Origin of the sequence: Rugamonas apoptosis, from assembly GCF_014042355.1 — a bacterium.
Classification (GTDB): domain Bacteria; phylum Pseudomonadota; class Gammaproteobacteria; order Burkholderiales; family Burkholderiaceae_D; genus Rugamonas; species Rugamonas apoptosis.
Genome location: NZ_JACEZU010000001.1, coordinates 184,046 through 206,226, shown reverse-complemented (window position 1 = coordinate 206,226; position 22,181 = coordinate 184,046). Strand labels below are relative to the sequence as shown.

Sequence of the window (22,181 nt, the reverse complement as noted above, 5' to 3'; positions counted from 1 at the left end):
AGTGCGTGCTTTATACGGCGATTTCGCGTACGCTTGTCGATGGGCAACGCATTCATGTGCCCGACACGGCTGTTTTTAGCGCGATCCGGTCGATTTTTGCCGCGCCGGCGCCGCGCCGTTGCGCGCTCACAAGTGATCGCGCATCCACGTTTTGAGGCCGTTGACCCAGGCCTTGGCGGGCAAGTTCAATTCCTTCTTGATCACACCGGCCCGTTCGTACAGCACGCTGAAATCGAGCGAAGGCGCGCGCTTGAACGCGATCACGACGATATTGGCGTCGTGCACCTCGGGCAGCCAGACGACGGCGTCGAACACTTGTTCCATGGCCAGCAGGTTCTTGTCGTAATTGCTGAAGTCACCGAACACATTGGTGGTCATCACCCCATCCTCACTGAGGCAGTCATAGCAACCCTGGTAGAACTCGGGCGTGTCGAGCACGGGGCCGCGCGCCTCCTCGTCGTACAGGTCGACCTGCAGCACGTCCACCGTGCCGTGGTTGGCGGGGGCCAGCACGAAGTCGAGCGCGTTCATTTCGCGCACTTGCAGGCGGGCATCGTCGTCGGGCAGGCCGAAGCGCGAGCGGCAGATGGCGATCACATTGGGATTGAGTTCGATGGCCGTCACCCGCGTGTCGGGCAGGCGGCGGTAGCAGAACTTGGTCAGCGCGGCGCTGCCCAGGCCCAGTTGTACCACGTGGCGCGGGCGCTGCAGGAACAGCAGCCACATCATCATCATTTGAACATATTCGAGTTCGATCATATCCGGGCGTGACAAGCGCATGGCGCCCTGCACCCAGGAGGTGCCCAGGTGCAAGCTGCGCACGCCCTGGAATTCGGTGATGGTGGCGGGAGGATGGCCGGGCTGGTCGAAGCGCAGGCCGGTACTGGCGGAGGTGGAGCTGGCGGTAGGTTTCATGCCGCCAGTTTAGCAGCCGGGACGGTAGTGCCTCACAATGGCGCGGACAAAAAAAGAGACGCTGCTGCGTCTCTCACGACCCCGGTGCGCTTCTGGCGGGCCGGGGTTGGCCGATCTGATCGGCGTTGGCGAGTTTCCCCATGGTGTGGGGCTGTGCCTCACGCATCAGCTGCTTTTGCGGCGGCTGGCCAGGAAGCCGATGATGCCCAGGCCGGCCAGCAGCATGCCATAGGTTTCAGGTTCAGGCACGGCCAGCACGTTGATGTCACCCGAGTAGCTGGCCGATGGCGTGGTGGCCACGCCCATCACGGTCAGCACCAGCGTGCCCGAGACGTTGACGGGAGGATTGATCATGCCGTATTCGTAGACCCCGGTAGGCGAGAAGGTCAAGGCATGGCCGTTCAGCGAGGCGCTGGTGAAGTCGATGTTGTTGTTGCCGAACAGGTTGAGCGTCTGGAGGACGGCGTTCGCCAGGCTGGGACCGACAGCCGGATTGAAGGTGAAGGTGTCGGTGAACGCCCCCAAGGCATTGTGATCGGCGCCGAAGTGGCCAGTGTAGCTGCCTGCCGACACGGTCGACATGGGCACGTTCTGGGTGAGGTTGTCAGCCAGTACGGTACCGGTTGAAGCGGCCAGCATCGCCGCCAGGAGTAGAGATCTTAATTTCATTTTGTTCCCCTATGGCAAAAAAACACCCGGCGATCCGAGTGCTGAGTTCCAACTTACAAGGGGTGTAAAACGATGTCAATTAGCTATTATTGAATCGGAACAGCTGGGTCATAGCGAATAGCTAACTGTAGGGCGTGGAGTGAAGCATGCTCGTCCATGCAACCAGTTGGTGAGATAGTCGCTGTCCAAAAAACAACACATCTCATCACTTGTCGGCCGTGGTCGCCTCGCCGGTGCGGTGCGGCGGCCATGGCGCGCGCGGACCGCTCGCATGGTGATTGACAGCGCACGCATCAGATTCTATTATTTCTGTAACGACAGAAATAAAGGAATGCCCATGCCACTCGCGCCGACCATGCAAAAATACATACTCCACTGGGGCGAGATGGGCACCCGCTGGGGCGTCAACCGCACGGTGGCGCAGATGCACGCGCTGCTGTTCCTGTCCAACCGTCCCTTGCCGGCCGAGGAGATCGCCGAGACGCTGGGCGTGGCCCGCTCCAATGTCAGCAACAGCCTGAAGGAGTTGCAGGGCTGGGGGCTGGTGCGCATCACCCATGTGGCCGGCGACCGCCGCGACCATTTCGTCGCCCTGCAGGATGTGTGGGAGATCTTCCGCGTCATCGTGGAAGAGCGCAAGCGGCGCGAGATCGACCCCACCCTCACCATCCTGCGCGAATGCGCGCTCGATGCTGATCACGATCCCGGCCTGGAGGATGCCACCAAGGTCAAGATGGCGCAGGTGCTGAGCTTCCTGGAAATGCTGACCACGACCTATGGCGATTACAAGCACTTGCCGCCGGCCACACTGCAGCGCTTCCTCAAGATGGGCGGCAAGGTCGCCCGCATGCTGGGCGGGGACGAGGCAGACGGGCGCTAAGCACCGTCATCACGGCCTGCGGCGATCGTGGGCCTTTTTTTGCGGTCATCATTTCTGTTTTTACTGAAATAACAGATGCAGCGGCCATCAACAGGGAGGCTTTATGAACGTACTGGTACTCGGCGCCACCGGACTGATCGGCGGTCATACTCTGGCGGCCTTGCGCGCGGCCGGCTGCCATGTGATCGGTGCCAGCCGCCGCCGGCCGGACGGTGTCGCGGCATCGGACTGGCATGCACTGGACATGGCCGCCATGACGGAGCCGGCGGCCTGGCTGCCGCTGCTGGCCGGGGTGGACGCGGTGGTCAACTGCGTGGGCATTATCCGCGCGCGCCGGCCCGGCGATTTCGACCGTTTGCACCGTGCCGCGCCGGTGGCCCTGTTCGCCGCCTGTGAGCAATTAGGCGTGCGCCGGGTGATCCAGCTGTCGGCGCTGGGCAGCGATCCGGCCGCCGCCACCGATTACTGGCGCAGCAAGGGCGAAGCGGAGGCCGCCCTGCGCCGGCGCCGCCTGCACGCCACCATCGTCCGGCCGTCGCTGGTGTATGGCGAGGAGGGCGCCAGCAGCCGCCTGTTCCGCACGCTGGCCACCTTGCCGCTGCTGGCCATGCCCATGGCCCACGGCGCGCCGGTGCAGCCCATCCATGTCGACGACCTGGCCGCCGTCATCGTGCGCCTGCTGCTGCGCGACGAGGATGCGCCGGCCGAGCTGGCCGCCGTGGGGCCGCGCGCGCTGAGCATGGCCGGCTACCTGGCGGCGCTGCGCGCGGGCATGGGGGCGCCGCCGGCGCTGGTGCTGGAGCTGCCCTTGCCGCTGGCGCGGCTGACGGCGCGGCTGGCCGCGCTGCACCCGGCCAGTGCCTTGACGCCGGACGCGCAGACCATGCTGGAACGCAGCGCCGACGGCGGCAACACGGCCGATGCCGGTCCCGTCAGCGCGGTGCTGGCGCGCACGCCGCGCGACCCGGCCAGTTTCGCCCGGCCGGTGCAATTGCCGGCGGCCGTGCTGGGCTGGGGTGCGCCGGCCCTGCGCATCGCGCTGGCCTTGTTGTGGCTGGTCACGGCGTGGGCGTCCTGGTGGGGCTGGCCGCATGCCGACAGCGTGCGCTGGCTGGCCGCGTGCGGCGTGCCGCCGGGCTGGCGGGAACCGCTGTTGCTGGCCGCCAGCGGACTCGATGGCGCCATCGGCTCGCTGTTGCTGCTGCGGCCGCGCCGCTGGCTGTGGCCGTTGCAGCTGGCGCTGGTGGCCGGCTACAGCGCCATCCTGACCGTGTTCCTGCCTGCGTTCTGGGGCCACCCGTTTGGCGTGTTGAGCAAGAACCTGCCCTTGCTGGCGGCCATGCTGGTGTTGTGGCGGCTGGACGGCGACCAGGAAAGTGAGAGGCATTGAGATGGACTACCTGACCATCAAGTGGCTGCACATCCTGTCGGCCACCTTCCTGTTTGGCACGGGATGCGGCACGGCGTTTTTCATGTTCTGCACCAACCGCAGCGGCGACGTGCGGGCGATGGCGGTGGTCACGCGCTGGGTGGCGCGGGCCGACTGGTGCTTCACCACGCCCACCGTGCTCATCCAGCCGCTATCCGGTTACTGGCTGGCCAGGCTGGCGGGCTATCCGCTGAGCGCGCACTGGCTGCTGTGGTCGCTGGCCTTGTATGGGCTGGCCGGCCTGTGCTGGCTGCCGGTGGTGTGGCTGCAATTGCGCATGCGCGACATGGCCGCCCTCGCCGCGGACGGCGGCACCGCGTTGCCGCCGCGCTACTGGCGCTATGAGCGCATCTGGACCGCGCTGGGCGTGCCCGCGTTCGGCGCCCTGGTCGTGGTGTATTGGCTGATGGTGCACAAGGCAGCGTAGCGGGGGCGCTGCGTCCGGGGCTATTTTTCCTGCTTGAGCGGCTTGTCCTTGTCGATCACTTCGCGGCAGTCGCCCTTGATGATGGCGTTGTCGTAGTTGGTCCAGCCATAGCTGTCCACGTAGCGCTTGTGCTGCTTGAAACGGGCGTTGACGAAGCTCCATTCCAGCCGCTCGCCCGGGTAGGCGATATCGCCCAGGTCCAGCAGCGTGTGGAACATGTTTTCCGTCGCCAGCCTGGCCTTGCGGTGGCGCTGCAACTGCCGCACTTTTTCCGGATAGCGGTCGCGGTACTGGTCGGAGTACCAGACGAAGGCGGGAATGTGGAACTCGAACTGGGTGTTGTGGCCGTGGAAGGCCAGGTTGCAGCTGCCGTCGTACAGGGTCTGGCCATGGTCGGCCACGTACACCAGCGCGCCCAGCTGTTGGGTGCGCTTGACGGTGTCGATGGCCTGCGACAGGAACCAGTCCGTATACAGGATGGAGTTGTCGTAGCTGTTGTTGAGCTGGGGCTTGATCTTGGTGTCCGTGTAGACGGGCTTGTCGACCCCGAACAGCGACGGTTGCCACTTGTCGAAGCTCTGCGGATAACGCTGGCTGTAGTTCCAGTGGTTGCCCAGCGAGTGCAGCACGATCAGCTTTTTCGGCGCCGGGTCGTCGATGGCATGCTGCAGCGGTTCCAGCAGCACGGCGTCGAAATTGGAGCGGTTGGTGAAACCGCCCAGGTTGAGGAATTCAACCACGTCCGCTTCCTTGGCGAACACGGACACGGGGGTGTCGAACTGGCCGAACGACACCTGGTTCGACAACCACCAGGTCTTGAAGCCCGCTTCCTTATAGGCCGTCAGGAACGATTTCTCGGAAAAGCCATCCTTCAGGCTTTGCATGGCGGGCTTGCGCGAAATGATCACCGGCACCGACAACCGGGTGGCCGAGACGGCCGTGATCACGTCCGGCAGCGTCACCAGGTTGCTTTCCTTCTTGAGCAGCGGGTTGGTGTTGCGTGGATAGCCGTTCAGGCTCCAACGGTCGTAGCGCGACGATTCGCCGATCACCAGCACCACGATCTCGGGTTCCTGCCCCGGCGTGGCCTGGTGCGCCTGGAAGCGGAAGCTGCGGCTGCGTTCACCGAGCTCGGCCAGGTAGCGGCGTTCCTTCCAGAAATCGGCGAAGCGCGCCGTCAGGCCGAATGGCCAGCTGGCCGCGAACGCGTCGCCGCCCACCGGCGAACGGGCCCAGTAGGGCAGGGCCGCCAGCTTCCACTGTAAATGGCCGGCGGCCGGCATGGCCGGCAGCGACGGGCTGCTGTCCTCGTCCGCATCCTCCTCCTCGTCGTCGCTGGCGCCGTCGCCGAAGCCGGAGGCGGCCACGCTGCCGGACCCGGCGTGCGCGCTGGAGGCGGCCGGCGTTGTGGCGGCCTTGGCCGATACGGACGGCTTGGCCTGGACCCCGAATTCATAGCCCCAGCCAGCCACGGCGGCCAGCAGCAGCAAGGCCGCCAGCGCGGCCCAGCGGCTGCGGCCGGTCCAGTCCAGCGCGCGGGTGCGCACGGCCACCAGCTGGGTCAGCAGCCACCAGGCCAGCACGGCGGCCATGGCGCCGCCCAGCAGCCACACTTTCTGGCCCAGGAATTCCATCGCTTCCCGGGGGCTGGTTTCAGCGATGATGCCCAGGTGGTGGGTGGAAATGCCCTGGCCGTAGAACACGAACAGGTAGACCTCGGCCGGCAGCGCCACGAAGGCGGGCAACAGCAGCCAGTGGAACCAGGCCGGGCGCTTGAACACGGCCCAGGCGGCCAGCCAGCCCAGCGCCTCGACGGCCGCCATCTGCCACGCCTGCTCCACCGGTTTGCCCAGCAGCCAGGGCACGTAGGGCACGGCTGACAGCAGCAGATAAGTGGCGAGCAGGAACAGGTTGGAGGGACGCAACAGGGATGGCATAAAGGCGGAGTACGGGGAAAAATGTCTGCTATTATCAAGTGTTTCCTGATCTTACAGTGAGTTTTCGCTGGCCCGCCCCGTCGGGCGCCGCCCCGAAATAGATTGACTGGCCCCCGGACCCCGTCTATACTCGCGAGTTCTCAATTTATTCTGCGCATCGTATACGCTCTTGTAGCCGCTCCCCAGTGAGTGGCTGTCCGCGCCTCCGCTGTGTGTAAATAGAGACTCAGTTTTAGCCCCCGGGCAATCGCCCGGGTTATCAACGTTGTAATTTTGTTGGATTTAGAACGATGCCAACCATCAATCAACTGATTCGCAGCCCACGCGTCGCTTTGACCGTGAAGAGCAAGTCGCCGGCGCTGGAAAACAGCCCGCAAAAACGTGGCGTTTGCACCCGTGTGTACACCACCACTCCTAAGAAGCCTAACTCGGCTTTGCGTAAAGTCGCCAAAGTGCGTCTGACCAACGGTTTCGAAGTCATTTCGTACATCGGCGGTGAAGGCCACAACCTGCAAGAGCACAGCGTTGTGCTGCTGCGCGGCGGTCGTGTAAAAGACTTGCCAGGTGTGCGTTACCACATGGTTCGCGGCGCGCTGGATACCCAAGGCGTGAAAGACCGTAAACAAGCGCGCTCGAAGTACGGTACCAAGCGTGCTAAGGCCGGTAAGAAGTAATACCCCAAGTTTCGCTCAGTGGCAATAAAAGCTAAGTGAATGTAGTCGACCGCAACTGGTCGAGTAAGTGGATGGCTATGATGGCCTTCCGTGAGAGTGCGAACCCATATCTGCGCACCTCAACTGAAGATTGAAAGGAATTGATATGCCACGTCGTCGTGAAGTACCCAAGCGCGAAATCCTGCCTGATCCTAAATTCGGCAACACGGATGTCGCCAAGTTCGTTAACGTGCTGATGCTGTCCGGTAAAAAATCGGTCGCTGAAAACATCATCTACGGTGCTTTCGAGCACATCGCCGCCAAGTCGGGCAAAGACCCGCTGGAAGTGTTCGCTACCGCCATCAACAACGCCAAGCCGCTGGTTGAGGTGAAATCCCGCCGCGTCGGCGGCGCCAACTACCAGGTGCCAGTCGAAGTGCGTCCAGTGCGCCGTATGGCCCTGTCGATGCGCTGGCTGCGTGAAGCCGCCAACAAGCGCAGCGAAAAGTCCATGCCACAGCGCCTGGGCGGTGAGCTGATGGAAGCGGCTGAAGGCCGCGGCGGTGCGATGAAAAAGCGCGATGAAGTGCACCGCATGGCAGAAGCGAACAAGGCGTTCTCGCACTTCCGCTTCTAATAAAACCGGCCGGACCCTGTGTGGTCCGGCTGTTATCTGTTGTTCGAGGCCGGGCTCATTTTTTAGCAAAAAAATGGTGCTCGGTTTTGTCCATTCAAAGATTTAGGATTAATTATGGCCCGCAAGACCCCCATTGAGCGCTACCGCAATATCGGTATTTCCGCTCACATCGACGCAGGTAAAACGACCACCACCGAACGCGTGCTGTTCTACACCGGCGTGAACCACAAGATCGGCGAAGTGCACGATGGCGCCGCCACCATGGACTGGATGGAGCAGGAACAAGAGCGCGGTATCACGATTACCTCCGCGGCGACCACCTGCTTCTGGAAAGGCATGGCTAACAACTTCCCAGAACACCACATCAACATCATCGACACCCCGGGCCACGTCGACTTCACCATCGAGGTGGAGCGTTCGATGCGCGTGCTGGACGGCGCATGCATGGTTTACTGCGCAGTGGGCGGCGTGCAGCCACAGTCGGAAACCGTGTGGCGTCAGGCTAACAAGTACAAAGTGCCACGTCTGGCCTTCGTCAACAAGATGGACCGTACCGGTGCCAACTTCTTCAAGGTCTACGATCAGATGCGCGCTCGCCTGAAGGCGAACCCAGTGCTGATCCAGATCCCGATCGGCGCTGAAGAAAACTTCAAGGGCGTGATCGACCTGGTCAAGATGAAAGCCATCATCTGGGACGACGCTTCCCAGGGCATGAAGTTCGACTACGTGGACATCCCAGCCGAGCTGGCCGATTCGGCCGCCGAATGGCGCGAGAAGATGGTGGAAGCCGCCGCTGAAGCCAGCGAAGAGCTGATGAACAAGTACCTGGAAGAGGGCGACCTGTCCGAAGCCGAGATCAAGCAAGCACTGCGCGAGCGTACCATCGCTTCCGAAATCGTGCCGATGATGTGCGGTACCGCGTTCAAGAACAAGGGCGTGCAAGCCATGTTGGACGCCGTGATCGAGTTCCTGCCATCGCCGATCGACATCGCCGCCGTGAAAGGTACCGACGAGCACGAAGAGCCAGCCACCCGTAAAGCGGCTGACGACGAGAAGTTCTCGGCACTGGCCTTCAAGATCATGACCGACCCGTTCGTCGGCCAGCTGGCCTTCTTCCGCGTGTACTCGGGCGTGATCAACGCCGGCGACACCGTCTACAACTCGGTCAAGGGCCGCAAGGAACGCCTGGGCCGTATTCTGCAGATGCACGCTAACCAGCGCGAAGAGATCAAAGAAGTGCGCGCCGGCGACATCGCCGCCGCCGTGGGCCTGAAAGACGTGACCACCGGTGAAACCCTGTGCGATCCAGCGTCCATCATCACCCTGGAAAAGATGGTGTTCCCTGAGCCGGTGATTCAACAGGCTGTCGAGCCTAAGACCAAGGCCGACCAGGAAAAAATGGGCCTGGCCCTGAACCGCCTGGCACAGGAAGATCCTTCGTTCCGCGTGAAGACCGATGAAGAATCGGGCCAGACCATCATCGGTGGTATGGGCGAGCTGCACCTGGAAATTATCGTCGACCGTATGAAGCGCGAATTCGGCGTGGAAGCGACCGTCGGCAAGCCACAAGTGGCATACCGCGAGACGATCCGCAAGTCGGTGTCGGACGTGGAAGGCAAGTTCGTCAAGCAGTCCGGTGGTCGCGGTCAATACGGCCACGCCGTGCTGACGGTCGAGCCGCAGGAACAAGGCAAGGGCTTCGAGTTCGTCGACGCCATCAAGGGCGGTGTGGTTCCTCGCGAATACATCCCTGCGGTGGAAAAAGGCGTGCGCGAAACGCTGCAGAACGGTGTTCTGGCCGGCTACCCAGTGGTTGACGTCAAAGTCACCCTGACCTTCGGTTCGTACCACGATGTGGACTCGAACGAAAACGCGTTCCGCATGGCCGGTTCGATGGCGTTCAAGGAAGGCTGCAAACGCGCCAGCCCCGTCATCCTGGAGCCAATGATGGCAGTGGAAGTGGAAACGCCGGAAGACTACGCCGGTACCGTGATGGGCGACCTGTCGTCCCGCCGCGGTATGGTGCAGGGCATGGACGAAATCCCAGGCGGCGGCGGCAAGATCATCAAAGCCGAAGTACCGCTGTCGGAAATGTTTGGTTACTCGACCACCCTGCGTTCCGCAACGCAAGGCCGTGCGACCTACACGATGGAATTCAAGCACTACTCCGAAGCGCCTAAGCATGTGATCGACGCGATCGTCACCGCGAAAGCCAAGTAATAAAAAATTGGTGGCCGGGGAGATCCTCCGGCCGCTTTAACACATTGTTTTAAGGAAGAATAAAATGGCAAAAGAGAAATTCGAACGGACCAAGCCGCACGTCAACGTCGGCACCATCGGTCACGTTGACCACGGCAAGACCACCCTGACCGCAGCAATCGCCACCGTTCTGTCGAAGAAATTCGGCGGCGAAGCGAAAGCCTACGACCAGATCGATGCAGCCCCAGAAGAAAAAGCGCGCGGCATCACCATCAACACCGCGCACGTCGAGTACGAAACGTCGACCCGCCACTACGCGCACGTTGACTGCCCAGGCCACGCCGACTACATCAAAAACATGATTACCGGTGCAGCGCAGATGGACGGCGCGATCCTGGTGTGCTCGGCCGCTGACGGCCCAATGCCACAGACCCGCGAGCACATCCTGCTGGCCCGTCAGGTTGGCGTTCCATACATCATCGTGTTCCTGAACAAGTGCGACCTGGTCGACGACGCAGAACTGCTGGAACTGGTCGAAATGGAAGTGCGCGAGCTGCTGTCGAAGTACGACTTCCCAGGCGACGACCTGCCTATCGTTAAAGGTTCGGCCCGTATGGCGCTGGACGGCGACACCGGCCCACTGGGCGAACAGGCCATCATGCAACTGGCTGACGCACTGGATTCGTACATCCCAACGCCAGAGCGCGCTGTGGACGGCGCCTTCCTGATGCCAGTGGAAGACGTGTTCTCGATCTCGGGTCGCGGCACCGTGGTGACCGGCCGTATCGAACGCGGCGTGATCAAGGTCGGCGAAGAAATCGAAATCGTCGGCATCAAAGACACCGTGAAAACCACCTGCACCGGCGTGGAAATGTTCCGCAAGCTGCTGGACCAGGGTCAAGCCGGCGACAACGTTGGTCTGCTGCTGCGCGGCACCAAGCGTGAAGACGTGGAGCGTGGCCAGGTTCTGGCCAAGCCAGGTTCGATCAAGCCGCACAACCACTTCACCGGCGAGATCTACGTGCTGTCGAAAGATGAAGGCGGCCGTCACACCCCGTTCTTCAACAACTACCGTCCACAGTTCTACTTCCGTACCACGGACGTGACCGGTTCGATCGAGCTGCCAGCCGATAAAGAAATGGTTATGCCAGGCGATAACGTGTCGATCACCGTCAAGCTGATCAACCCGATCGCGATGGAAGAAGGTCTGCGCTTCGCAATCCGCGAAGGTGGCCGTACCGTCGGCGCCGGCGTTGTGGCTAAAATCATCGCCTAATTTTTAAGCGTTGATGTAACAGGGGGTGGCGTGGTGTGTTACCATGTCACCCCTTTGCAGCACCCTCCGTTCTTTTTAAATTTGCTGGCGCTACAAAGTTGCCAGTTCGTTCTTTGAAGGAATTACCATGTCCGTTACCAATCAAAAGATCCGTATCCGCCTGAAGGCTTTCGACTATAAGCTGATCGACCAGTCCGCACTGGAAATCGTTGACACCGCCAAGCGCACCGGCGCCGTGGTCAAAGGCCCAGTCCCACTGCCTACCCGTATCCAGCGTTTCGACGTGCTGCGTTCGCCACACGTGAACAAGACCTCGCGCGACCAGTTCGAGATCCGCACCCACCAGCGCCTGATGGACATCGTCGATCCTACCGACAAGACCGTTGACGCCCTGATGAAGCTGGACCTGCCAGCTGGCGTGGACGTCGAAATCAAGCTGCAGTAATCGCTGCCAGGCCGGCGGGGTGTCCCGCCAGCCGACCAGGGCCGGCCCCTCCGCACTGCGGACGGGCCGGCCTTTTTCATTACGCGCATCCCGGGCCGGCGCCGCAAACCCGACATACCTCGTATTTAGTTGTTGCGTCAAGACCAGAATGACGATACACTAGCCGGCTTCGGTATGGATTCGCCTTTTTCTGGTCCGTACTAATTTTTGTAGTTCAACAAAGCCCCGCCCAATCGTAGGTGGGAATGGAGAAAAAATGAGCCTTGGCCTCCTCGGTCGCAAGGTTGGTATGATGCGTATCTTCACCGATGACGGGGATTCGATCCCAGTCACCGTGTTGGACGTTTCGAACAACCGTGTTGCGCAAATCAAAACGCCTGAAACGGATGGTTATTCCGCAGTTCAGGTTGCATTCGGTCAACGTCGCGCTTCCCGCGTGACCAAAGCCGTCGCTGGTCACCACGCTAAAGCAGGTGTTGAAGCCGGTACTCTGTTGAAAGAGTTCCGTGTGGACGCCGCTAAAGCCGCCGAACTGAAAGCTGGCGATGTTGTCGCCGCTTCCCTGTTCGAAGTCGGTCAAAAGATCGACGTGCAAGGCGTGACGATCGGTAAAGGTTACGCCGGTACCATCAAGCGTCACCACTTCGCCTCGGGCCGTCAGACCCACGGTAACTCCCGTTCGCACAATGTTCCAGGTTCCATCGGTATGGCGCAAGATCCAGGCCGCGTGTTCCCAGGTAAGCGCATGACCGGTCACCTCGGTGACGTCAACCGCACTATCCAGAACCTCGAAATCGCCCGTATCGACGCCGACCGCCAGCTGCTGCTGGTCAAGGGTGCCGTTCCTGGCGCGAAAAATGGCCAGGTCGTCGTTTCGCCTGCCGTTAAAGTTAAAGCAAAGAAGGGAGCTTAAACGATGGAACTCAAGCTCTTGAACGCGCAAGGTCAAGCCGCCTCGAACGTAGCTGCCGCCGACACCATCTTCGGCCGTGATTACAACGAAGCCCTGATCCACCAAGTGGTCGTAGCCTACCAGGCTAACGCACGCAGCGGTAACCGCAAGCAAAAAGACCGTGAAGAAGTTCACCACACGACCAAGAAGCCATGGCGCCAAAAAGGTACCGGCCGTGCTCGTGCTGGTATGTCGTCGTCGCCACTGTGGCGCGGCGGTGGTCGCATCTTCCCGAACTCGCCTGACGAGAACTTCACCCATAAAGTGAACAAGAAGATGTACCGCGCCGGTATCTGCTCGATCCTGTCGCAACTGGCCCGCGAAGACCGTCTGTCGGTCATCGAAGACCTGACGATCGAAGCGCCTAAGACCAAGCTGCTGTCGCAAAAGCTGACCGGCATGGGCCTGGACTCCGTGCTGATCATCACCGACGCCGCCAACGAAAACCTGGAACTGGCTTCGCGCAACCTGCCGAACGTGCTGGTTGTGGAACCACGTCACGCAGATCCGATGTCCCTGGTGTTCTACAAGAAGATCCTGGTCACCAAAGCTGCACTGGCTAAGATTGAGGAGATGCTGGCATGAGCGCAGTGAAATTTAGCGAAGAGCGCCTGATGAAGGTACTCGTGGCGCCCGTCATTTCCGAAAAAGCCACCATGGTGGCGGAGAAGAACGAACAGATCGTGTTCCGTGTCTCCCCGGATGCGACCAAGCCAGAAATCAAGGCCGCCGTTGAACTGCTGTTCAAGGTGGAAGTGGAATCGGTGCAGACCGTCAACCGCGAAGGTAAGCAGAAGCGCACCGGTGCCCGCATCGGCCGTCGCAACCATACCAAGCGCGCTTTCGTGTGCCTGAAGCCCGGCCAGGAAATCAATTTCTCCGAGGAGGCTAAATAATGGCACTCGTTAAGATGAAACCAACCTCGCCAGGCCGTCGCGGCATGGTGAAGGTGGTCAACACCGACCTGTTCAAGGGTCGTCCGTTCGCCGCCCTGGTTGAGAAAAAATCCAAGACCGCCGGCCGTAACAACAACGGCCACATCACCACCCGCCACATCGGCGGTGGTCACAAGCAGCACTACCGTCTGGTCGACTTCAAGCGCCAGAAGGATGGCATTCCTGCGAAAGTGGAACGGATCGAATACGATCCTAACCGCACCGCGCACATTGCCCTGCTGTGCTACGCCGACGGCGAGCGCCAGTACATCATCGCCACCAAAGGCATGAGCGTCGGCGACACCGTGATGAACGGTGCCGAAGCGCCGATCAAAGCCGGTAACTGCCTGCCGATCCGCAACATCCCGGTCGGTACCGTGATGAACTGCGTCGAAATGCTGCCAGGTAAGGGTGCCCAGATGGCCCGTACCGCCGGCGCCGGCGTTGTGCTGATGGCCCGCGAAGGTACCTACGCTCAAGTGCGTCTGCGCTCGGGTGAAGTGCGTCGCGTGCACATCGAGTGCCGTGCAACCGTGGGTGAAGTCGGCAATGCCGAACACAGCCTGCGCAAGATCGGTAAAGCTGGCGCCATGCGCTGGCGCGGTGTTCGTCCTACCGTGCGCGGTGTGGTCATGAACCCGGTCGATCACCCACACGGTGGTGGTGAAGGTAAAACCGCAGCTGGTCGTCATCCAGTTTCGCCTTGGGGCCAACAGACTAAGGGTAAGAAGACGCGCAGCAACAAGCGTACTTCTTCGATGATCGTCTCGCGCCGCGGCAAGAAATAAGGATAAATCATGACTCGTTCATTGAAAAAAGGGCCGTTCTGTGACGCCCACCTGGTGAAGAAAGTCGAAGCCGCGCAAGCTGCCAAGGACAAGAAGCCAATCAAAACCTGGTCCCGTCGTTCGACCATCATGCCTGACTTCATCGGCCTGACGATCGCTGTGCACAACGGCAAGCTGCACGTGCCTGTGTATGTCTCCGAGAACATGGTTGGTCACAAGCTCGGCGAATTCGCGCTGACCCGCACGTTCAAGGGCCATGCCGCTGACAAGAAGGCGAAGAAATAATGGAAACTAAAGCTATCCTCAAGGGTGTGCGCTTGTCGGATCAGAAAGGCCGCCTGGTGGCGGATCTGATCCGCGGCAAGAAAGTTGACGCTGCGCTCAACATTCTGCAATTCAGCCCGAAAAAAGGCGCGACCATCATCAAGAAAGTGCTGGAGTCCGCCATCGCGAACGCCGAGCACAACGATGGTGCCGACATCGACGAACTGTTCGTGAAAACGATCTACGTCGAAAAGGGCCCGATCCTGAAGCGCTTCACCGCGCGTGCAAAGGGTCGTGGCGATCGTATTTCGAAACAATCGTGTCACGTTTACGTGACCGTCGGTAACTAAGGAGCCACGATGGGTCAGAAAATTCATCCAACTGGTTTCCGCCTGGCGGTTACCCGTAACTGGGCCTCGCGTTGGTACGCGGGCAACGGCAACTTCGCTTCCATGCTGAACGAAGACTTGAAGGCGCGTGCTTACCTGAAGACCAAGCTGAAGAACGCTTCGGTCGGTCGCATCGTCATCGAGCGTCCAGCCAAGAACGCGCGCTTCACCATCTACAGCTCGCGTCCAGGCGTCGTGATCGGCAAGAAGGGCGAAGACATCGAAGTACTGAAGTCGGCCCTGACCAAGATCATGGGCGTGCCCGTGCACGTCAATATCGAAGAAATCCGCAAGCCGGAAATCGATTCGCAACTGATCGCCGATTCCATCGCTCAACAGCTGGAAAAGCGCATCATGTTCCGCCGCGCCATGAAGCGTGCGATGCAAAACGCCATGCGTCTGGGTGCCCTGGGCATCAAGATCATGTCGTCGGGCCGTCTGAACGGCATCGAAATCGCCCGTAAAGAGTGGTACCGCGAAGGCCGCGTGCCTCTGCATACCCTGCGCGCCGATATCGACTACGGTACCAGCGAAGCGTCGACCACCTACGGCATCATCGGCGTCAAGGTGTGGGTTTACAAGGGTGACCGCAACGCCGCCGGCGAAGCGCCAGTCATCGAGACCCCAGCTGACGAGAAGAAGAGCCGCGGTCCACGCCGTGACGATGGCAAGCCAGCCGGCCGCCCACGTCCAGCCGGTGCGAAACCATCCACAGCGCCAGGTGCGCGTGTGCGTGCCGCCAAGCCGGCCGCTGCGCCAGCTGAGAAAGCAGGAGAATAATCATGCTGCAACCAGCACGCAGGAAGTATCGTAAAGAGCAGAAGGGCCGTAACACCGGTATCTCGCACAGCCGCGGCACCGCCGTGTCGTTCGGCGAGTTCGGTCTGAAAGCCGTTGCCCGCGGCCGTATCACGGCCCGTCAAATCGAGGCAGCACGTCGCGCCATGACCCGTCACATCAAGCGTGGTGGCCGGATCTGGATCCGCGTGTTCCCGGACAAGCCAATCTCGAACAAGCCTGCCGAAGTCCGTATGGGTAACGGTAAGGGTAACCCCGAGTACTACGTCGCCGAAATCCAGCCAGGCAAAGTCCTGTACGAGATGGATGGCGTCGCAGAAGAGCTGGCGCGTGAAGCGTTCCGTCTGGCCGCTGCCAAACTGCCGCTGGCTACCACCTTCGTGGTGCGCCAGGTTGGCCAATAAGAGGAGTGAAATATGAAAGCATCTGAACTCCGCGGCAAAGACCAGGCAGCTCTGCAACAAGAGCTGAACGATCTGCTGAAGGCCCAGTTTGGTCTGCGTATGCAAGTGGCGACGCAACAACTGAGCAATACTTCGCAGCTCAAGAAGGTACGCCGCGATATCGCGCGTGTAAAAACGGTAATGAACACCAAGGAAGCCAAATGACCGAACCAGTGAAAAAGCCGCTCAAGCGCACGCTGATCGGTAAAGTGGTGTCCGATAAAATGGACAAGACCGTCACCGTTCTGATCGAACGTCACGTGAAACATCCTTTGTACGGCAAGATCATCGTGCGCTCGAACAAGTATCACGCGCACGACGAGACCAACCAGGTGAAAGCCGGTGACACGGTGGAAATCGTGGAAGGTCGCCCGATCTCGAAAACGAAGGCATGGACCGTGACCCGTGTGGTGCAAGCCGCACAAATCGTTTAATTAGAAAAACCTCCCGGCCGGCGACGGCCGGGGGGTGTTTTTAATTAGTTCTTGCAAGCCCGCAAATTGTATGTAATACTTGCGGGCTTCGTTCATGTAACGCCGCAAAGTGTCTGGCCACAGACGCTGAACCGTGCGGTCAGTGCAGTACGAAGGTCAAGCACCCAAACAACGGGGCCCGGCTAGGGCGCCGCTGGCGGGACCAAGACTGACCGCGGGTCCGCATTGTGTGGATTCTTCGGCTTAAGTTGGGAAAGAGAATACTATGATTCAAACTGAAAGCCGGCTCGAAGTGGCCGACAACACCGGTGCCAAGGAAGTCATGTGCATCAAGGTGTTGGGCGGCTCCAAGCGCCGTTATGCTGGCATTGGCGACGTGATCAAGGTAACCGTTAAGGTTGCTGCGCCACGCGGCCGTGTCAAAAAAGGTGAAATTTATAACGCCGTGGTTGTGCGCACCGCCAAAGGTGTGCGTCGCCAAGATGGTTCCCTGGTCAAGTTCGACGGCAATGCCGCCGTGCTGCTGAACGCCAAGCTGGAACCGATCGGTACCCGTATTTTTGGACCAGTGACGCGCGAGCTGCGTACTGAAAAGTTCATGAAGATCGTGTCCCTGGCACCGGAAGTCCTGTAAGGAGTCGTAATGGATAAGATTCGTAAAAACGACGAAGTCATCGTGCTGACCGGGAAAGACAAGGGCAAGCGCGGCGTCGTGCAGCGTCGTGTAGACGCTGAGCACGTCGTGGTTGAAGGCATCAACGTCGCCAAGAAAGCGACCAAGCCTAACCCTATGACTGGCGTACAAGGTGGTATCGTCGATAAGACTATGCCGATTCACGTGTCCAACGTGGCATTGTTCAATGCCGCGTCTGGCAAGGCAGACCGCGTGGGCTTCAAGGAAGTGGATGGCAAGAAAGTCCGCGTCTACAAGTCCTCCGGCGAAGTAGTGAAGGCTTAAGAAATCATGGCACGTCTCCAAGAATTCTATAAAGAAAAGGTCGTCGCCGACCTGACCGCGAAATTCGGTTACAAATCGGTGATGGAAGTTCCTCGTCTGACCAAGATCACCCTGAACATGGGTGTGGGTGAGGCGATCGCCGACAAGAAAGTGCTCGAGCACGCTGTTGGCGACCTGACCAAGATCGCTGGCCAGAAGCCAGTGACCACCAAATCGCGTAAAGCAATCGCGGGTTTCAAGATCCGTGAAGGCTACCCGATCGGTACCATGGTCACCCTGCGTGGCGCTCGTATGTACGAGTTCCTGGATCGCTTCATCACCGTGGCCCTGCCACGCGTGCGCGACTTCCGCGGTGTGAATGGCCGTTCGTTCGATGGTCGTGGTAACTACAACATCGGCGTGAAAGAGCAGATCATCTTCCCGGAAATCGAGTACGACAAGATCGATGCGCTGCGTGGTATGAACATCTCCATCACCACCACCGCCAAGACCGACGACGAAGCGAAAGCTCTGCTCGCCGCCTTTAAATTCCCGTTCAGGAACTAAGTAGATCATGGCAAAACTCGCACTGATTAACCGTGAGCAGAAACGTGTCGACCTGGCGAACAAATTCGCCGCCAAGCGCGCTTCGCTGAAGGCCATCATCGATGACCAGTCGAAATCGGAAGAAGAACGTTACGAAGCACGCCTGAAACTGCAGGCCCTGCCACGTAACTCGAACCCGACTCGCCAGCGTAACCGCTGCGCCGTCACCGGTCGTCCACGCGGCACCTTCCGTAAATTCGGTCTGGGCCGTATCAAGCTCCGTGAATTCGCCATGCGTGGTGAGATCCCGGGTATGACTAAAGCAAGCTGGTAATAGGAGAATAAGCAATGAGTATGAGCGATCCTATCGCCGATATGCTGACCCGCATTCGCAACGCCCAAGGCGTTCAAAAAACGACCGTGGCCATGCCATCGTCGAAAGTCAAAGTAGCGATTGCCAACGTCCTCAAGGACGAGGGTTACATTGAAGATTTCGCCGTCGCCGAAGCTGGTGGCAAGGCGGAACTGAAAATCGGTTTGAAGTATTATGTTGGCCGTCCCGTCATCGAGCGCCTCGAGCGCGTGTCCCGTCCAGGCCTGCGCGTCTACAAGGGCAAGGACGAGATCCCAACCGTGATGAACGGCCTGGGTGTGGCGATCGTATCGACCCCGCAAGGCGTCATGACTGACCGCAAAGCCCGCGCCACCGGCGTCGGCGGCGAAGTCATCTGCTACGTCGCATAAGGAGTTACACATGTCTCGAGTAGCTAAAATGCCAATCGCTGTGCCAGCTGGCGCTGAAGTCGCCATCTCCGCACAAGCGATCACCGTCAAGGGCCCGCTGGGCGTGCTGACCCAGGCCCTGAACGGCCAGGTCACGGTGGAAAACAATGCAGGAACCCTGAGCTTTGTCGCCGCCAATGACAGCCGCGAAGCCAACGCCATGTCCGGCACGCTGCGCGCGCTGGTCAACAACATGGTGACCGGCGTGACCAAGGGTTTCGAGAAAAAGCTGAACCTGGTCGGTGTGGGTTACAAGGCGCAAGCGCAAGGCGACAAGCTGAACCTGTCGCTGGGCTTCTCGCACCCTGTCGTGCACGCCATGCCAGCCGGCGTCACCTGCGCTACCGCAACGCCAACGGAGATCGTCATCAAAGGCATCGACCGTCAGCAAGTGGGCCAAGTGGCTGCTGAAGTTCGCGCTTACCGCGCTCCCGAGCCTTACAAGGGCAAGGGCGTCCGTTATTCGGACGAAGTGGTGAAGATCAAAGAAACCAAGAAGAAGTAACTAGGGGCTGACGATGGACAAGAAAGAATCACGTCTGCGCCGCGGACGCCAAACCCGGATCAAGATCGCGCAATTGAAAGTGAACCGCCTGTCGGTCCACCGCACCAATCTGCACATTTACGCGAACCTGATCTCGCCGGACGCCAAAGTACTGGTGTCGGCCTCCACGGCCGAAGTCGAAGTGCGCAACGAACTGGCTGGCAAGTCGGGCAAGGGTGGCAATGCCGCCGCTGCCGCACTGGTTGGCAAGCGCGTCGCAGAGAAAGCACTGAAAGCAGGAATCACCGAAGTCGCGTTCGACCGCTCCGGTTTCCGTTACCACGGCCGTGTGAAGGCGCTGGCAGAAGCCGCGCGCGAAGCCGGTCTGAAGTTCTAAGGAACGATCATGGCAAAAATGCAAGCAAAAATGCAAGGCGACAAGCCGGATGATGGCATGCGCGAAAAAATGATCGCGATCAACCGCGTGACCAAAGTGGTCAAGGGTGGTCGTATCATGGGTTTCGCCGCGCTGACCGTGGTTGGTGACGGCGATGGCCGCATCGGCATGGGCAAGGGCAAGTCGAAGGAAGTACCGGTCGGTGTGCAAAAGGCAATGGAAGAAGCCCGTCGCAACCTGATCAAGGTACCGCTCAAGAACGGCACCCTGCAACATACGGTATCGGGCCGCCACGGCGCCTCGAAAGTGATGATGAGCCCAGCCAAGCCTGGTACGGGCGTCATCGCCGGCGGCGCTATGCGCGCAATCTTCGAAGTAATGGGCGTGACGGACGTGGTGGCGAAATCCACCGGTTCCTCGAACCCTTACAACCTGGTGCGCGCCACGCTGGACGGTCTGGCAAAAATGAGTACTCCTGCTGACATCGCCGCCAAGCGCGGTAAGTCGGTAGAAGAGATCCTGGGCTAAGGTGGACATCATGACGAAAACTGTCAAAGTACAATTGGTCAAGGGCTTGATCGGCACGCGTGAAGATCACCGTGCCACCGTACGCGGCCTGGGCCTGCGTCGTGTTAACTCGGTACGCGAGTTGCAGGACACCCCATCCGTGCGCGGCATGATCAACAAAGTCTCGTACCTCGTTAAAGTTGTTGCGTAAGCCTGCGGGCTTACGTACGGAGAAAACATGGAACTGAATACCATACAACCAGCCGAAGGCGCCAAGCACTACAAGCGTCGCGTCGGCCGCGGTATCGGCTCCGGTCTGGGTAAAACCTCGGGCCGTGGTCACAAAGGTCAAAAATCGCGTTCGGGCGGCTTCCACAAAGTCGGTTTCGAAGGCGGTCAGATGCCGCTGCAACGCCGTCTGCCTAAGCGCGGTTTCAAGTCGCTCAACGCCACCTTCAAAGCTGAAGTGCGTCTGTCCGACCTGAACGCCCTGGCCGTAGGCGAAGTCGACATCCTGGTGCTGAAGCAAGCTGGCGTGCTGAACGTGCTGGCCCGCGACGTGCGCGTCATTCTGTCCGGCGAGATCACCAAAGCGGTGAACCTCAAAGGCCTGAAAGTGACCGCTGGCGCCAAGGCAGCCATCGAAGCAGCTGGCGGCTCGGTAGCCTGAGTTGTCCGCTAACAGCTTGATCGGAGCGAAAATTGGCGACTAATCCACAACTTGCTAAGAGTGCTGCAGCCGGATTCCCCTGGGGCCGGCTCTGGTTCCTGCTTGGCGCATTGGTGGTTTATCGTATCGGCGCTCACGTCCCGGTTCCCGGGATCGATCCGGTACAATTGGCCGCGCTGTTCAAGTCGCAAGAGGGTGGCATCCTGGGCATGTTCAACATGTTCAGCGGTGGCGCGCTCTCGCGCTTCACGGTGTTTGCGCTGGGTATCATGCCTTACATCTCGGCCTCGATCATCATGCAATTGCTGTCGATCGTGTCACCACAGATGGAAGCGCTCAAAAAAGAAGGCGAAGCTGGCCGACGCAAGATCACCCAGTACACCCGGTATTTCACGGTGGCGCTGGCGATGTTCCAGGCGTTCGGTATCGCAGTCGCCCTGGAGTCCCAAGCCGGCCTGGTGCTGGATCCAGGTCTGGGGTTCCGCTTCGTGACGGTCGTGACGCTGTTGACTGGCACCATGTTCCTGATGTGGTTGGGGGAGCAAATTACCGAGCGTGGCTTGGGTAATGGCATCTCCATCATCATTTTCGCCGGTATCGCCGCCGGTCTGCCGAACGCACTGGGGGGCTTGTTCTCCCAGGTGGCCAACGGTTCGATCGGCAGCTTCTCGGCGATCATCATCGTGGCCCTGGTGGCGGCGGTAACGTTCTTCGTGGTGTTTGTGGAACGTGGCCAGCGCAAGATTCTGGTGAATTATGCAAAACGCCAGGTCGGTAACAAGATTTACGGTGGTCAAACGTCGCACCTGCCATTGAAGTTGAACATGGCTGGCGTGATTCCACCGATCTTCGCATCGTCGATCATCTTGTTCCCGGCCACGATCCTGGACTGGTTCGCCAAGGGCGCCAATCCGGCCAACCCGGTGATCCGCTTCCTCAAGGATGTGGCAGCATCGATGGGTCCAGGCGAGCCTATGCACGCCCTGCTGTACGCCATTGCAATCGTGTTTTTCTGCTTCTTCTACACCGCTTTGGTGTTCAACAGCAAAGAAACGGCGGATAACTTGAAGAAGAGCGGGGCCTTCGTGCCAGGGATTCGTCCCGGTGAGCAGACAGCCCGTTACATCGACAAGATCCTGACCCGATTGACTCTGGCAGGCGCGATCTACATCACTTTGGTGTGTTTGTTGCCGGAATTCATGCAAGCCGAGTGGAAGGTACCGTTCTATTTTGGTGGTACTTCTCTGTTGATTATTGTGGTTGTGACCATGGACTTCATGGCGCAAGTACAAAACTACGTGATGTCGCAGCAATATGAATCGCTGCTGCGCAAAGCAAACTTCAAAGGCGGAATTCCGACGCGATAAGCGCGGTTTCAAACATACCG

32 protein-coding genes are annotated in these 22,181 nt (G+C 59.9%); 29 read left to right on the top strand and 3 right to left on the bottom strand.

What is annotated here, in order from left to right; all coding sequences use genetic code 11:
• Positions 1-126: 126 nt before the first annotated feature.
• Together H3H39_RS00915 and H3H39_RS00910 are read right to left on the bottom strand one after the other, a co-directional pair.
• On the bottom strand, positions 127-915 hold the full coding sequence (locus H3H39_RS00915; RefSeq protein ID WP_182151386.1) for a spermine/spermidine synthase domain-containing protein: 789 nt from the start codon (positions 913-915) through the stop codon (positions 127-129).
• A 165-nt stretch (positions 916-1,080) separates the two neighbouring features.
• On the bottom strand, positions 1,081-1,584 hold the full coding sequence (locus H3H39_RS00910) for an FxDxF family PEP-CTERM protein (RefSeq protein WP_182151385.1): 504 nt from the start codon (positions 1,582-1,584) through the stop codon (positions 1,081-1,083).
• Positions 1,585-1,921: 337 nt separating this feature from the next.
• On the opposite strand from H3H39_RS00910, the gene H3H39_RS00905 reads away from it, so the two are divergent.
• From H3H39_RS00905 to H3H39_RS00895, 3 genes are all read left to right on the top strand, one after another.
• Positions 1,922-2,464, top strand: a complete 543-nt coding sequence (locus H3H39_RS00905; RefSeq protein WP_182151384.1) for a GbsR/MarR family transcriptional regulator — start codon at positions 1,922-1,924, stop codon at positions 2,462-2,464.
• Positions 2,465-2,567: 103 nt separating this feature from the next.
• A complete protein-coding gene (locus H3H39_RS00900; RefSeq protein ID WP_182151383.1) occupies positions 2,568-3,854 on the top strand; it encodes an SDR family oxidoreductase in 1,287 nt (428 codons plus the stop codon).
• A 1-nt stretch (position 3,855) separates the two neighbouring features.
• Positions 3,856-4,320 carry a DUF2269 family protein gene (locus H3H39_RS00895; protein WP_182151382.1) on the top strand — a complete coding sequence of 155 codons (465 nt, stop codon included), beginning with the start codon at positions 3,856-3,858 and terminating at the stop codon, positions 4,318-4,320.
• A 20-nt stretch (positions 4,321-4,340) separates the two neighbouring features.
• Here H3H39_RS00895 and H3H39_RS00890 read toward each other — a convergent pair whose 3' ends face one another.
• Complete coding sequence (locus H3H39_RS00890) at positions 4,341-6,257, bottom strand: phosphoethanolamine transferase (protein ID WP_182151381.1); 1,917 nt, start codon at positions 6,255-6,257, stop codon at positions 4,341-4,343.
• Between the two features lie 290 nt (positions 6,258-6,547).
• Between H3H39_RS00890 and rpsL the strand changes: the two genes are divergently transcribed.
• From rpsL to secY, 26 genes are all read left to right on the top strand, one after another.
• The gene (rpsL, locus tag H3H39_RS00885; RefSeq protein ID WP_073223278.1) at positions 6,548-6,931 is read left to right on the top strand and encodes a 30S ribosomal protein S12; all 384 of its coding nucleotides are present in this window, start codon (positions 6,548-6,550) and stop codon (positions 6,929-6,931) included.
• A 145-nt stretch (positions 6,932-7,076) separates the two neighbouring features.
• Entirely contained in the window at positions 7,077-7,547 is a 471-nt protein-coding gene (gene rpsG, locus H3H39_RS00880; protein WP_008444271.1) for a 30S ribosomal protein S7, read from the top strand.
• 114 nt (positions 7,548-7,661) lie between these two features.
• Positions 7,662-9,767, top strand: coding sequence for an elongation factor G (fusA, locus tag H3H39_RS00875; protein WP_182151380.1), 2,106 nt, complete (start codon positions 7,662-7,664; stop codon positions 9,765-9,767).
• Between the two features lie 64 nt (positions 9,768-9,831).
• Positions 9,832-11,022: an elongation factor Tu gene (gene tuf, locus H3H39_RS00870; protein WP_182151379.1), complete on the top strand. Its 1,191-nt coding sequence runs from the start codon at positions 9,832-9,834 to the stop codon at positions 11,020-11,022.
• Between the two features lie 127 nt (positions 11,023-11,149).
• A complete protein-coding gene (gene rpsJ / locus H3H39_RS00865) occupies positions 11,150-11,467 on the top strand; it encodes a 30S ribosomal protein S10 (protein ID WP_117014469.1) in 318 nt (105 codons plus the stop codon).
• Between the two features lie 256 nt (positions 11,468-11,723).
• Positions 11,724-12,380, top strand: coding sequence for a 50S ribosomal protein L3 (rplC, locus tag H3H39_RS00860; protein WP_182151378.1), 657 nt, complete (start codon positions 11,724-11,726; stop codon positions 12,378-12,380).
• A 3-nt stretch (positions 12,381-12,383) separates the two neighbouring features.
• Entirely contained in the window at positions 12,384-13,004 is a 621-nt protein-coding gene (gene rplD, locus H3H39_RS00855; RefSeq protein ID WP_182151377.1) for a 50S ribosomal protein L4, read from the top strand.
• Positions 13,001-13,315, top strand: coding sequence for a 50S ribosomal protein L23 (gene rplW / locus H3H39_RS00850; protein WP_182151376.1), 315 nt, complete (start codon positions 13,001-13,003; stop codon positions 13,313-13,315). Before rplD ends, rplW begins: the two co-directional genes overlap by 4 nt.
• Positions 13,315-14,142, top strand: coding sequence for a 50S ribosomal protein L2 (gene rplB, locus H3H39_RS00845; protein ID WP_182151375.1), 828 nt, complete (start codon positions 13,315-13,317; stop codon positions 14,140-14,142). Before rplW ends, rplB begins: the two co-directional genes overlap by 1 nt.
• A 9-nt stretch (positions 14,143-14,151) precedes the next feature.
• Positions 14,152-14,427, top strand: a complete 276-nt coding sequence (rpsS, locus tag H3H39_RS00840) for a 30S ribosomal protein S19 (protein ID WP_008444295.1) — start codon at positions 14,152-14,154, stop codon at positions 14,425-14,427.
• Positions 14,424-14,756, top strand: coding sequence for a 50S ribosomal protein L22 (rplV, locus tag H3H39_RS00835; RefSeq protein WP_182151929.1), 333 nt, complete (start codon positions 14,424-14,426; stop codon positions 14,754-14,756). Before rpsS ends, rplV begins: the two co-directional genes overlap by 4 nt.
• A gap of 9 nt (positions 14,757-14,765) precedes the next feature.
• The gene (gene rpsC, locus H3H39_RS00830) at positions 14,766-15,575 is read left to right on the top strand and encodes a 30S ribosomal protein S3 (protein WP_182151374.1); all 810 of its coding nucleotides are present in this window, start codon (positions 14,766-14,768) and stop codon (positions 15,573-15,575) included.
• Between the two features lie 2 nt (positions 15,576-15,577).
• Complete coding sequence (gene rplP / locus H3H39_RS00825) at positions 15,578-15,997, top strand: 50S ribosomal protein L16 (protein WP_056404292.1); 420 nt, start codon at positions 15,578-15,580, stop codon at positions 15,995-15,997.
• 12 nt (positions 15,998-16,009) lie between these two features.
• Entirely contained in the window at positions 16,010-16,201 is a 192-nt protein-coding gene (rpmC, locus tag H3H39_RS00820; RefSeq protein WP_182151373.1) for a 50S ribosomal protein L29, read from the top strand.
• Positions 16,198-16,470, top strand: coding sequence for a 30S ribosomal protein S17 (gene rpsQ / locus H3H39_RS00815; RefSeq protein WP_182151372.1), 273 nt, complete (start codon positions 16,198-16,200; stop codon positions 16,468-16,470). The genes rpmC and rpsQ overlap by 4 nt, the downstream gene beginning before the upstream one ends.
• Positions 16,471-16,735: 265 nt before the next feature.
• Positions 16,736-17,104 carry a 50S ribosomal protein L14 gene (rplN, locus tag H3H39_RS00810; protein WP_008444317.1) on the top strand — a complete coding sequence of 123 codons (369 nt, stop codon included), beginning with the start codon at positions 16,736-16,738 and terminating at the stop codon, positions 17,102-17,104.
• A gap of 9 nt (positions 17,105-17,113) precedes the next feature.
• A complete protein-coding gene (rplX, locus tag H3H39_RS00805; protein ID WP_182151371.1) occupies positions 17,114-17,428 on the top strand; it encodes a 50S ribosomal protein L24 in 315 nt (104 codons plus the stop codon).
• Positions 17,429-17,434: 6 nt separating this feature from the next.
• The gene (rplE, locus tag H3H39_RS00800; protein ID WP_008444321.1) at positions 17,435-17,974 is read left to right on the top strand and encodes a 50S ribosomal protein L5; all 540 of its coding nucleotides are present in this window, start codon (positions 17,435-17,437) and stop codon (positions 17,972-17,974) included.
• A 7-nt stretch (positions 17,975-17,981) separates the two neighbouring features.
• Positions 17,982-18,287 (top strand): 30S ribosomal protein S14, encoded by a 306-nt coding sequence (rpsN, locus tag H3H39_RS00795; RefSeq protein WP_182151370.1) that lies wholly within the window; start codon positions 17,982-17,984, stop codon positions 18,285-18,287.
• A gap of 14 nt (positions 18,288-18,301) precedes the next feature.
• Positions 18,302-18,697, top strand: a complete 396-nt coding sequence (gene rpsH, locus H3H39_RS00790) for a 30S ribosomal protein S8 (protein WP_093556907.1) — start codon at positions 18,302-18,304, stop codon at positions 18,695-18,697.
• Between the two features lie 10 nt (positions 18,698-18,707).
• Positions 18,708-19,241, top strand: a complete 534-nt coding sequence (gene rplF, locus H3H39_RS00785) for a 50S ribosomal protein L6 (protein WP_182151369.1) — start codon at positions 18,708-18,710, stop codon at positions 19,239-19,241.
• 13 nt (positions 19,242-19,254) lie between these two features.
• On the top strand, positions 19,255-19,617 hold the full coding sequence (gene rplR, locus H3H39_RS00780) for a 50S ribosomal protein L18 (RefSeq protein ID WP_182151368.1): 363 nt from the start codon (positions 19,255-19,257) through the stop codon (positions 19,615-19,617).
• Between the two features lie 9 nt (positions 19,618-19,626).
• A complete protein-coding gene (gene rpsE / locus H3H39_RS00775) occupies positions 19,627-20,145 on the top strand; it encodes a 30S ribosomal protein S5 (protein ID WP_182151367.1) in 519 nt (172 codons plus the stop codon).
• Between the two features lie 10 nt (positions 20,146-20,155).
• The gene (gene rpmD, locus H3H39_RS00770) at positions 20,156-20,335 is read left to right on the top strand and encodes a 50S ribosomal protein L30 (RefSeq protein WP_182151366.1); all 180 of its coding nucleotides are present in this window, start codon (positions 20,156-20,158) and stop codon (positions 20,333-20,335) included.
• Positions 20,336-20,362: 27 nt separating this feature from the next.
• Positions 20,363-20,794, top strand: coding sequence for a 50S ribosomal protein L15 (gene rplO / locus H3H39_RS00765; protein ID WP_182151365.1), 432 nt, complete (start codon positions 20,363-20,365; stop codon positions 20,792-20,794).
• Between the two features lie 32 nt (positions 20,795-20,826).
• Positions 20,827-22,161 (top strand): preprotein translocase subunit SecY, encoded by a 1,335-nt coding sequence (gene secY, locus H3H39_RS00760; protein ID WP_182151364.1) that lies wholly within the window; start codon positions 20,827-20,829, stop codon positions 22,159-22,161.
• Positions 22,162-22,181: the final 20 nt, after the last annotated feature.

What these genes read in the sequence shown, in the direction of transcription:
- H3H39_RS00915 (WP_182151386.1), bottom strand. Translation starts at nt 915, where the DNA reads ATGAAACCTACCGCCAGCTCCACCTCCGCCAGTACCGGCCTGCGCTTC.
- H3H39_RS00910 (WP_182151385.1), bottom strand. Translation starts at nt 1,584, where the DNA reads ATGAAATTAAGATCTCTACTCCTGGCGGCGATGCTGGCCGCTTCAACC.
- H3H39_RS00905 (WP_182151384.1), top strand. Translation starts at nt 1,922, where the DNA reads ATGCCACTCGCGCCGACCATGCAAAAATACATACTCCACTGGGGCGAG.
- H3H39_RS00900 (WP_182151383.1), top strand. Translation starts at nt 2,568, where the DNA reads ATGAACGTACTGGTACTCGGCGCCACCGGACTGATCGGCGGTCATACT.
- H3H39_RS00895 (WP_182151382.1), top strand. Translation starts at nt 3,856, where the DNA reads ATGGACTACCTGACCATCAAGTGGCTGCACATCCTGTCGGCCACCTTC.
- H3H39_RS00890 (WP_182151381.1), bottom strand. Translation starts at nt 6,257, where the DNA reads ATGCCATCCCTGTTGCGTCCCTCCAACCTGTTCCTGCTCGCCACTTAT.
- rpsL (WP_073223278.1), top strand. Translation starts at nt 6,548, where the DNA reads ATGCCAACCATCAATCAACTGATTCGCAGCCCACGCGTCGCTTTGACC.
- rpsG (WP_008444271.1), top strand. Translation starts at nt 7,077, where the DNA reads ATGCCACGTCGTCGTGAAGTACCCAAGCGCGAAATCCTGCCTGATCCT.
- fusA (WP_182151380.1), top strand. Translation starts at nt 7,662, where the DNA reads ATGGCCCGCAAGACCCCCATTGAGCGCTACCGCAATATCGGTATTTCC.
- tuf (WP_182151379.1), top strand. Translation starts at nt 9,832, where the DNA reads ATGGCAAAAGAGAAATTCGAACGGACCAAGCCGCACGTCAACGTCGGC.
- rpsJ (WP_117014469.1), top strand. Translation starts at nt 11,150, where the DNA reads ATGTCCGTTACCAATCAAAAGATCCGTATCCGCCTGAAGGCTTTCGAC.
- rplC (WP_182151378.1), top strand. Translation starts at nt 11,724, where the DNA reads ATGAGCCTTGGCCTCCTCGGTCGCAAGGTTGGTATGATGCGTATCTTC.
- rplD (WP_182151377.1), top strand. Translation starts at nt 12,384, where the DNA reads ATGGAACTCAAGCTCTTGAACGCGCAAGGTCAAGCCGCCTCGAACGTA.
- rplW (WP_182151376.1), top strand. Translation starts at nt 13,001, where the DNA reads ATGAGCGCAGTGAAATTTAGCGAAGAGCGCCTGATGAAGGTACTCGTG.
- rplB (WP_182151375.1), top strand. Translation starts at nt 13,315, where the DNA reads ATGGCACTCGTTAAGATGAAACCAACCTCGCCAGGCCGTCGCGGCATG.
- rpsS (WP_008444295.1), top strand. Translation starts at nt 14,152, where the DNA reads ATGACTCGTTCATTGAAAAAAGGGCCGTTCTGTGACGCCCACCTGGTG.
- rpsC (WP_182151374.1), top strand. Translation starts at nt 14,766, where the DNA reads ATGGGTCAGAAAATTCATCCAACTGGTTTCCGCCTGGCGGTTACCCGT.
- rplP (WP_056404292.1), top strand. Translation starts at nt 15,578, where the DNA reads ATGCTGCAACCAGCACGCAGGAAGTATCGTAAAGAGCAGAAGGGCCGT.
- rpmC (WP_182151373.1), top strand. Translation starts at nt 16,010, where the DNA reads ATGAAAGCATCTGAACTCCGCGGCAAAGACCAGGCAGCTCTGCAACAA.
- rpsQ (WP_182151372.1), top strand. Translation starts at nt 16,198, where the DNA reads ATGACCGAACCAGTGAAAAAGCCGCTCAAGCGCACGCTGATCGGTAAA.
- rplN (WP_008444317.1), top strand. Translation starts at nt 16,736, where the DNA reads ATGATTCAAACTGAAAGCCGGCTCGAAGTGGCCGACAACACCGGTGCC.
- rplX (WP_182151371.1), top strand. Translation starts at nt 17,114, where the DNA reads ATGGATAAGATTCGTAAAAACGACGAAGTCATCGTGCTGACCGGGAAA.
- rplE (WP_008444321.1), top strand. Translation starts at nt 17,435, where the DNA reads ATGGCACGTCTCCAAGAATTCTATAAAGAAAAGGTCGTCGCCGACCTG.
- rpsN (WP_182151370.1), top strand. Translation starts at nt 17,982, where the DNA reads ATGGCAAAACTCGCACTGATTAACCGTGAGCAGAAACGTGTCGACCTG.
- rpsH (WP_093556907.1), top strand. Translation starts at nt 18,302, where the DNA reads ATGAGTATGAGCGATCCTATCGCCGATATGCTGACCCGCATTCGCAAC.
- rplF (WP_182151369.1), top strand. Translation starts at nt 18,708, where the DNA reads ATGTCTCGAGTAGCTAAAATGCCAATCGCTGTGCCAGCTGGCGCTGAA.
- rplR (WP_182151368.1), top strand. Translation starts at nt 19,255, where the DNA reads ATGGACAAGAAAGAATCACGTCTGCGCCGCGGACGCCAAACCCGGATC.
- rpsE (WP_182151367.1), top strand. Translation starts at nt 19,627, where the DNA reads ATGGCAAAAATGCAAGCAAAAATGCAAGGCGACAAGCCGGATGATGGC.
- rpmD (WP_182151366.1), top strand. Translation starts at nt 20,156, where the DNA reads ATGACGAAAACTGTCAAAGTACAATTGGTCAAGGGCTTGATCGGCACG.
- rplO (WP_182151365.1), top strand. Translation starts at nt 20,363, where the DNA reads ATGGAACTGAATACCATACAACCAGCCGAAGGCGCCAAGCACTACAAG.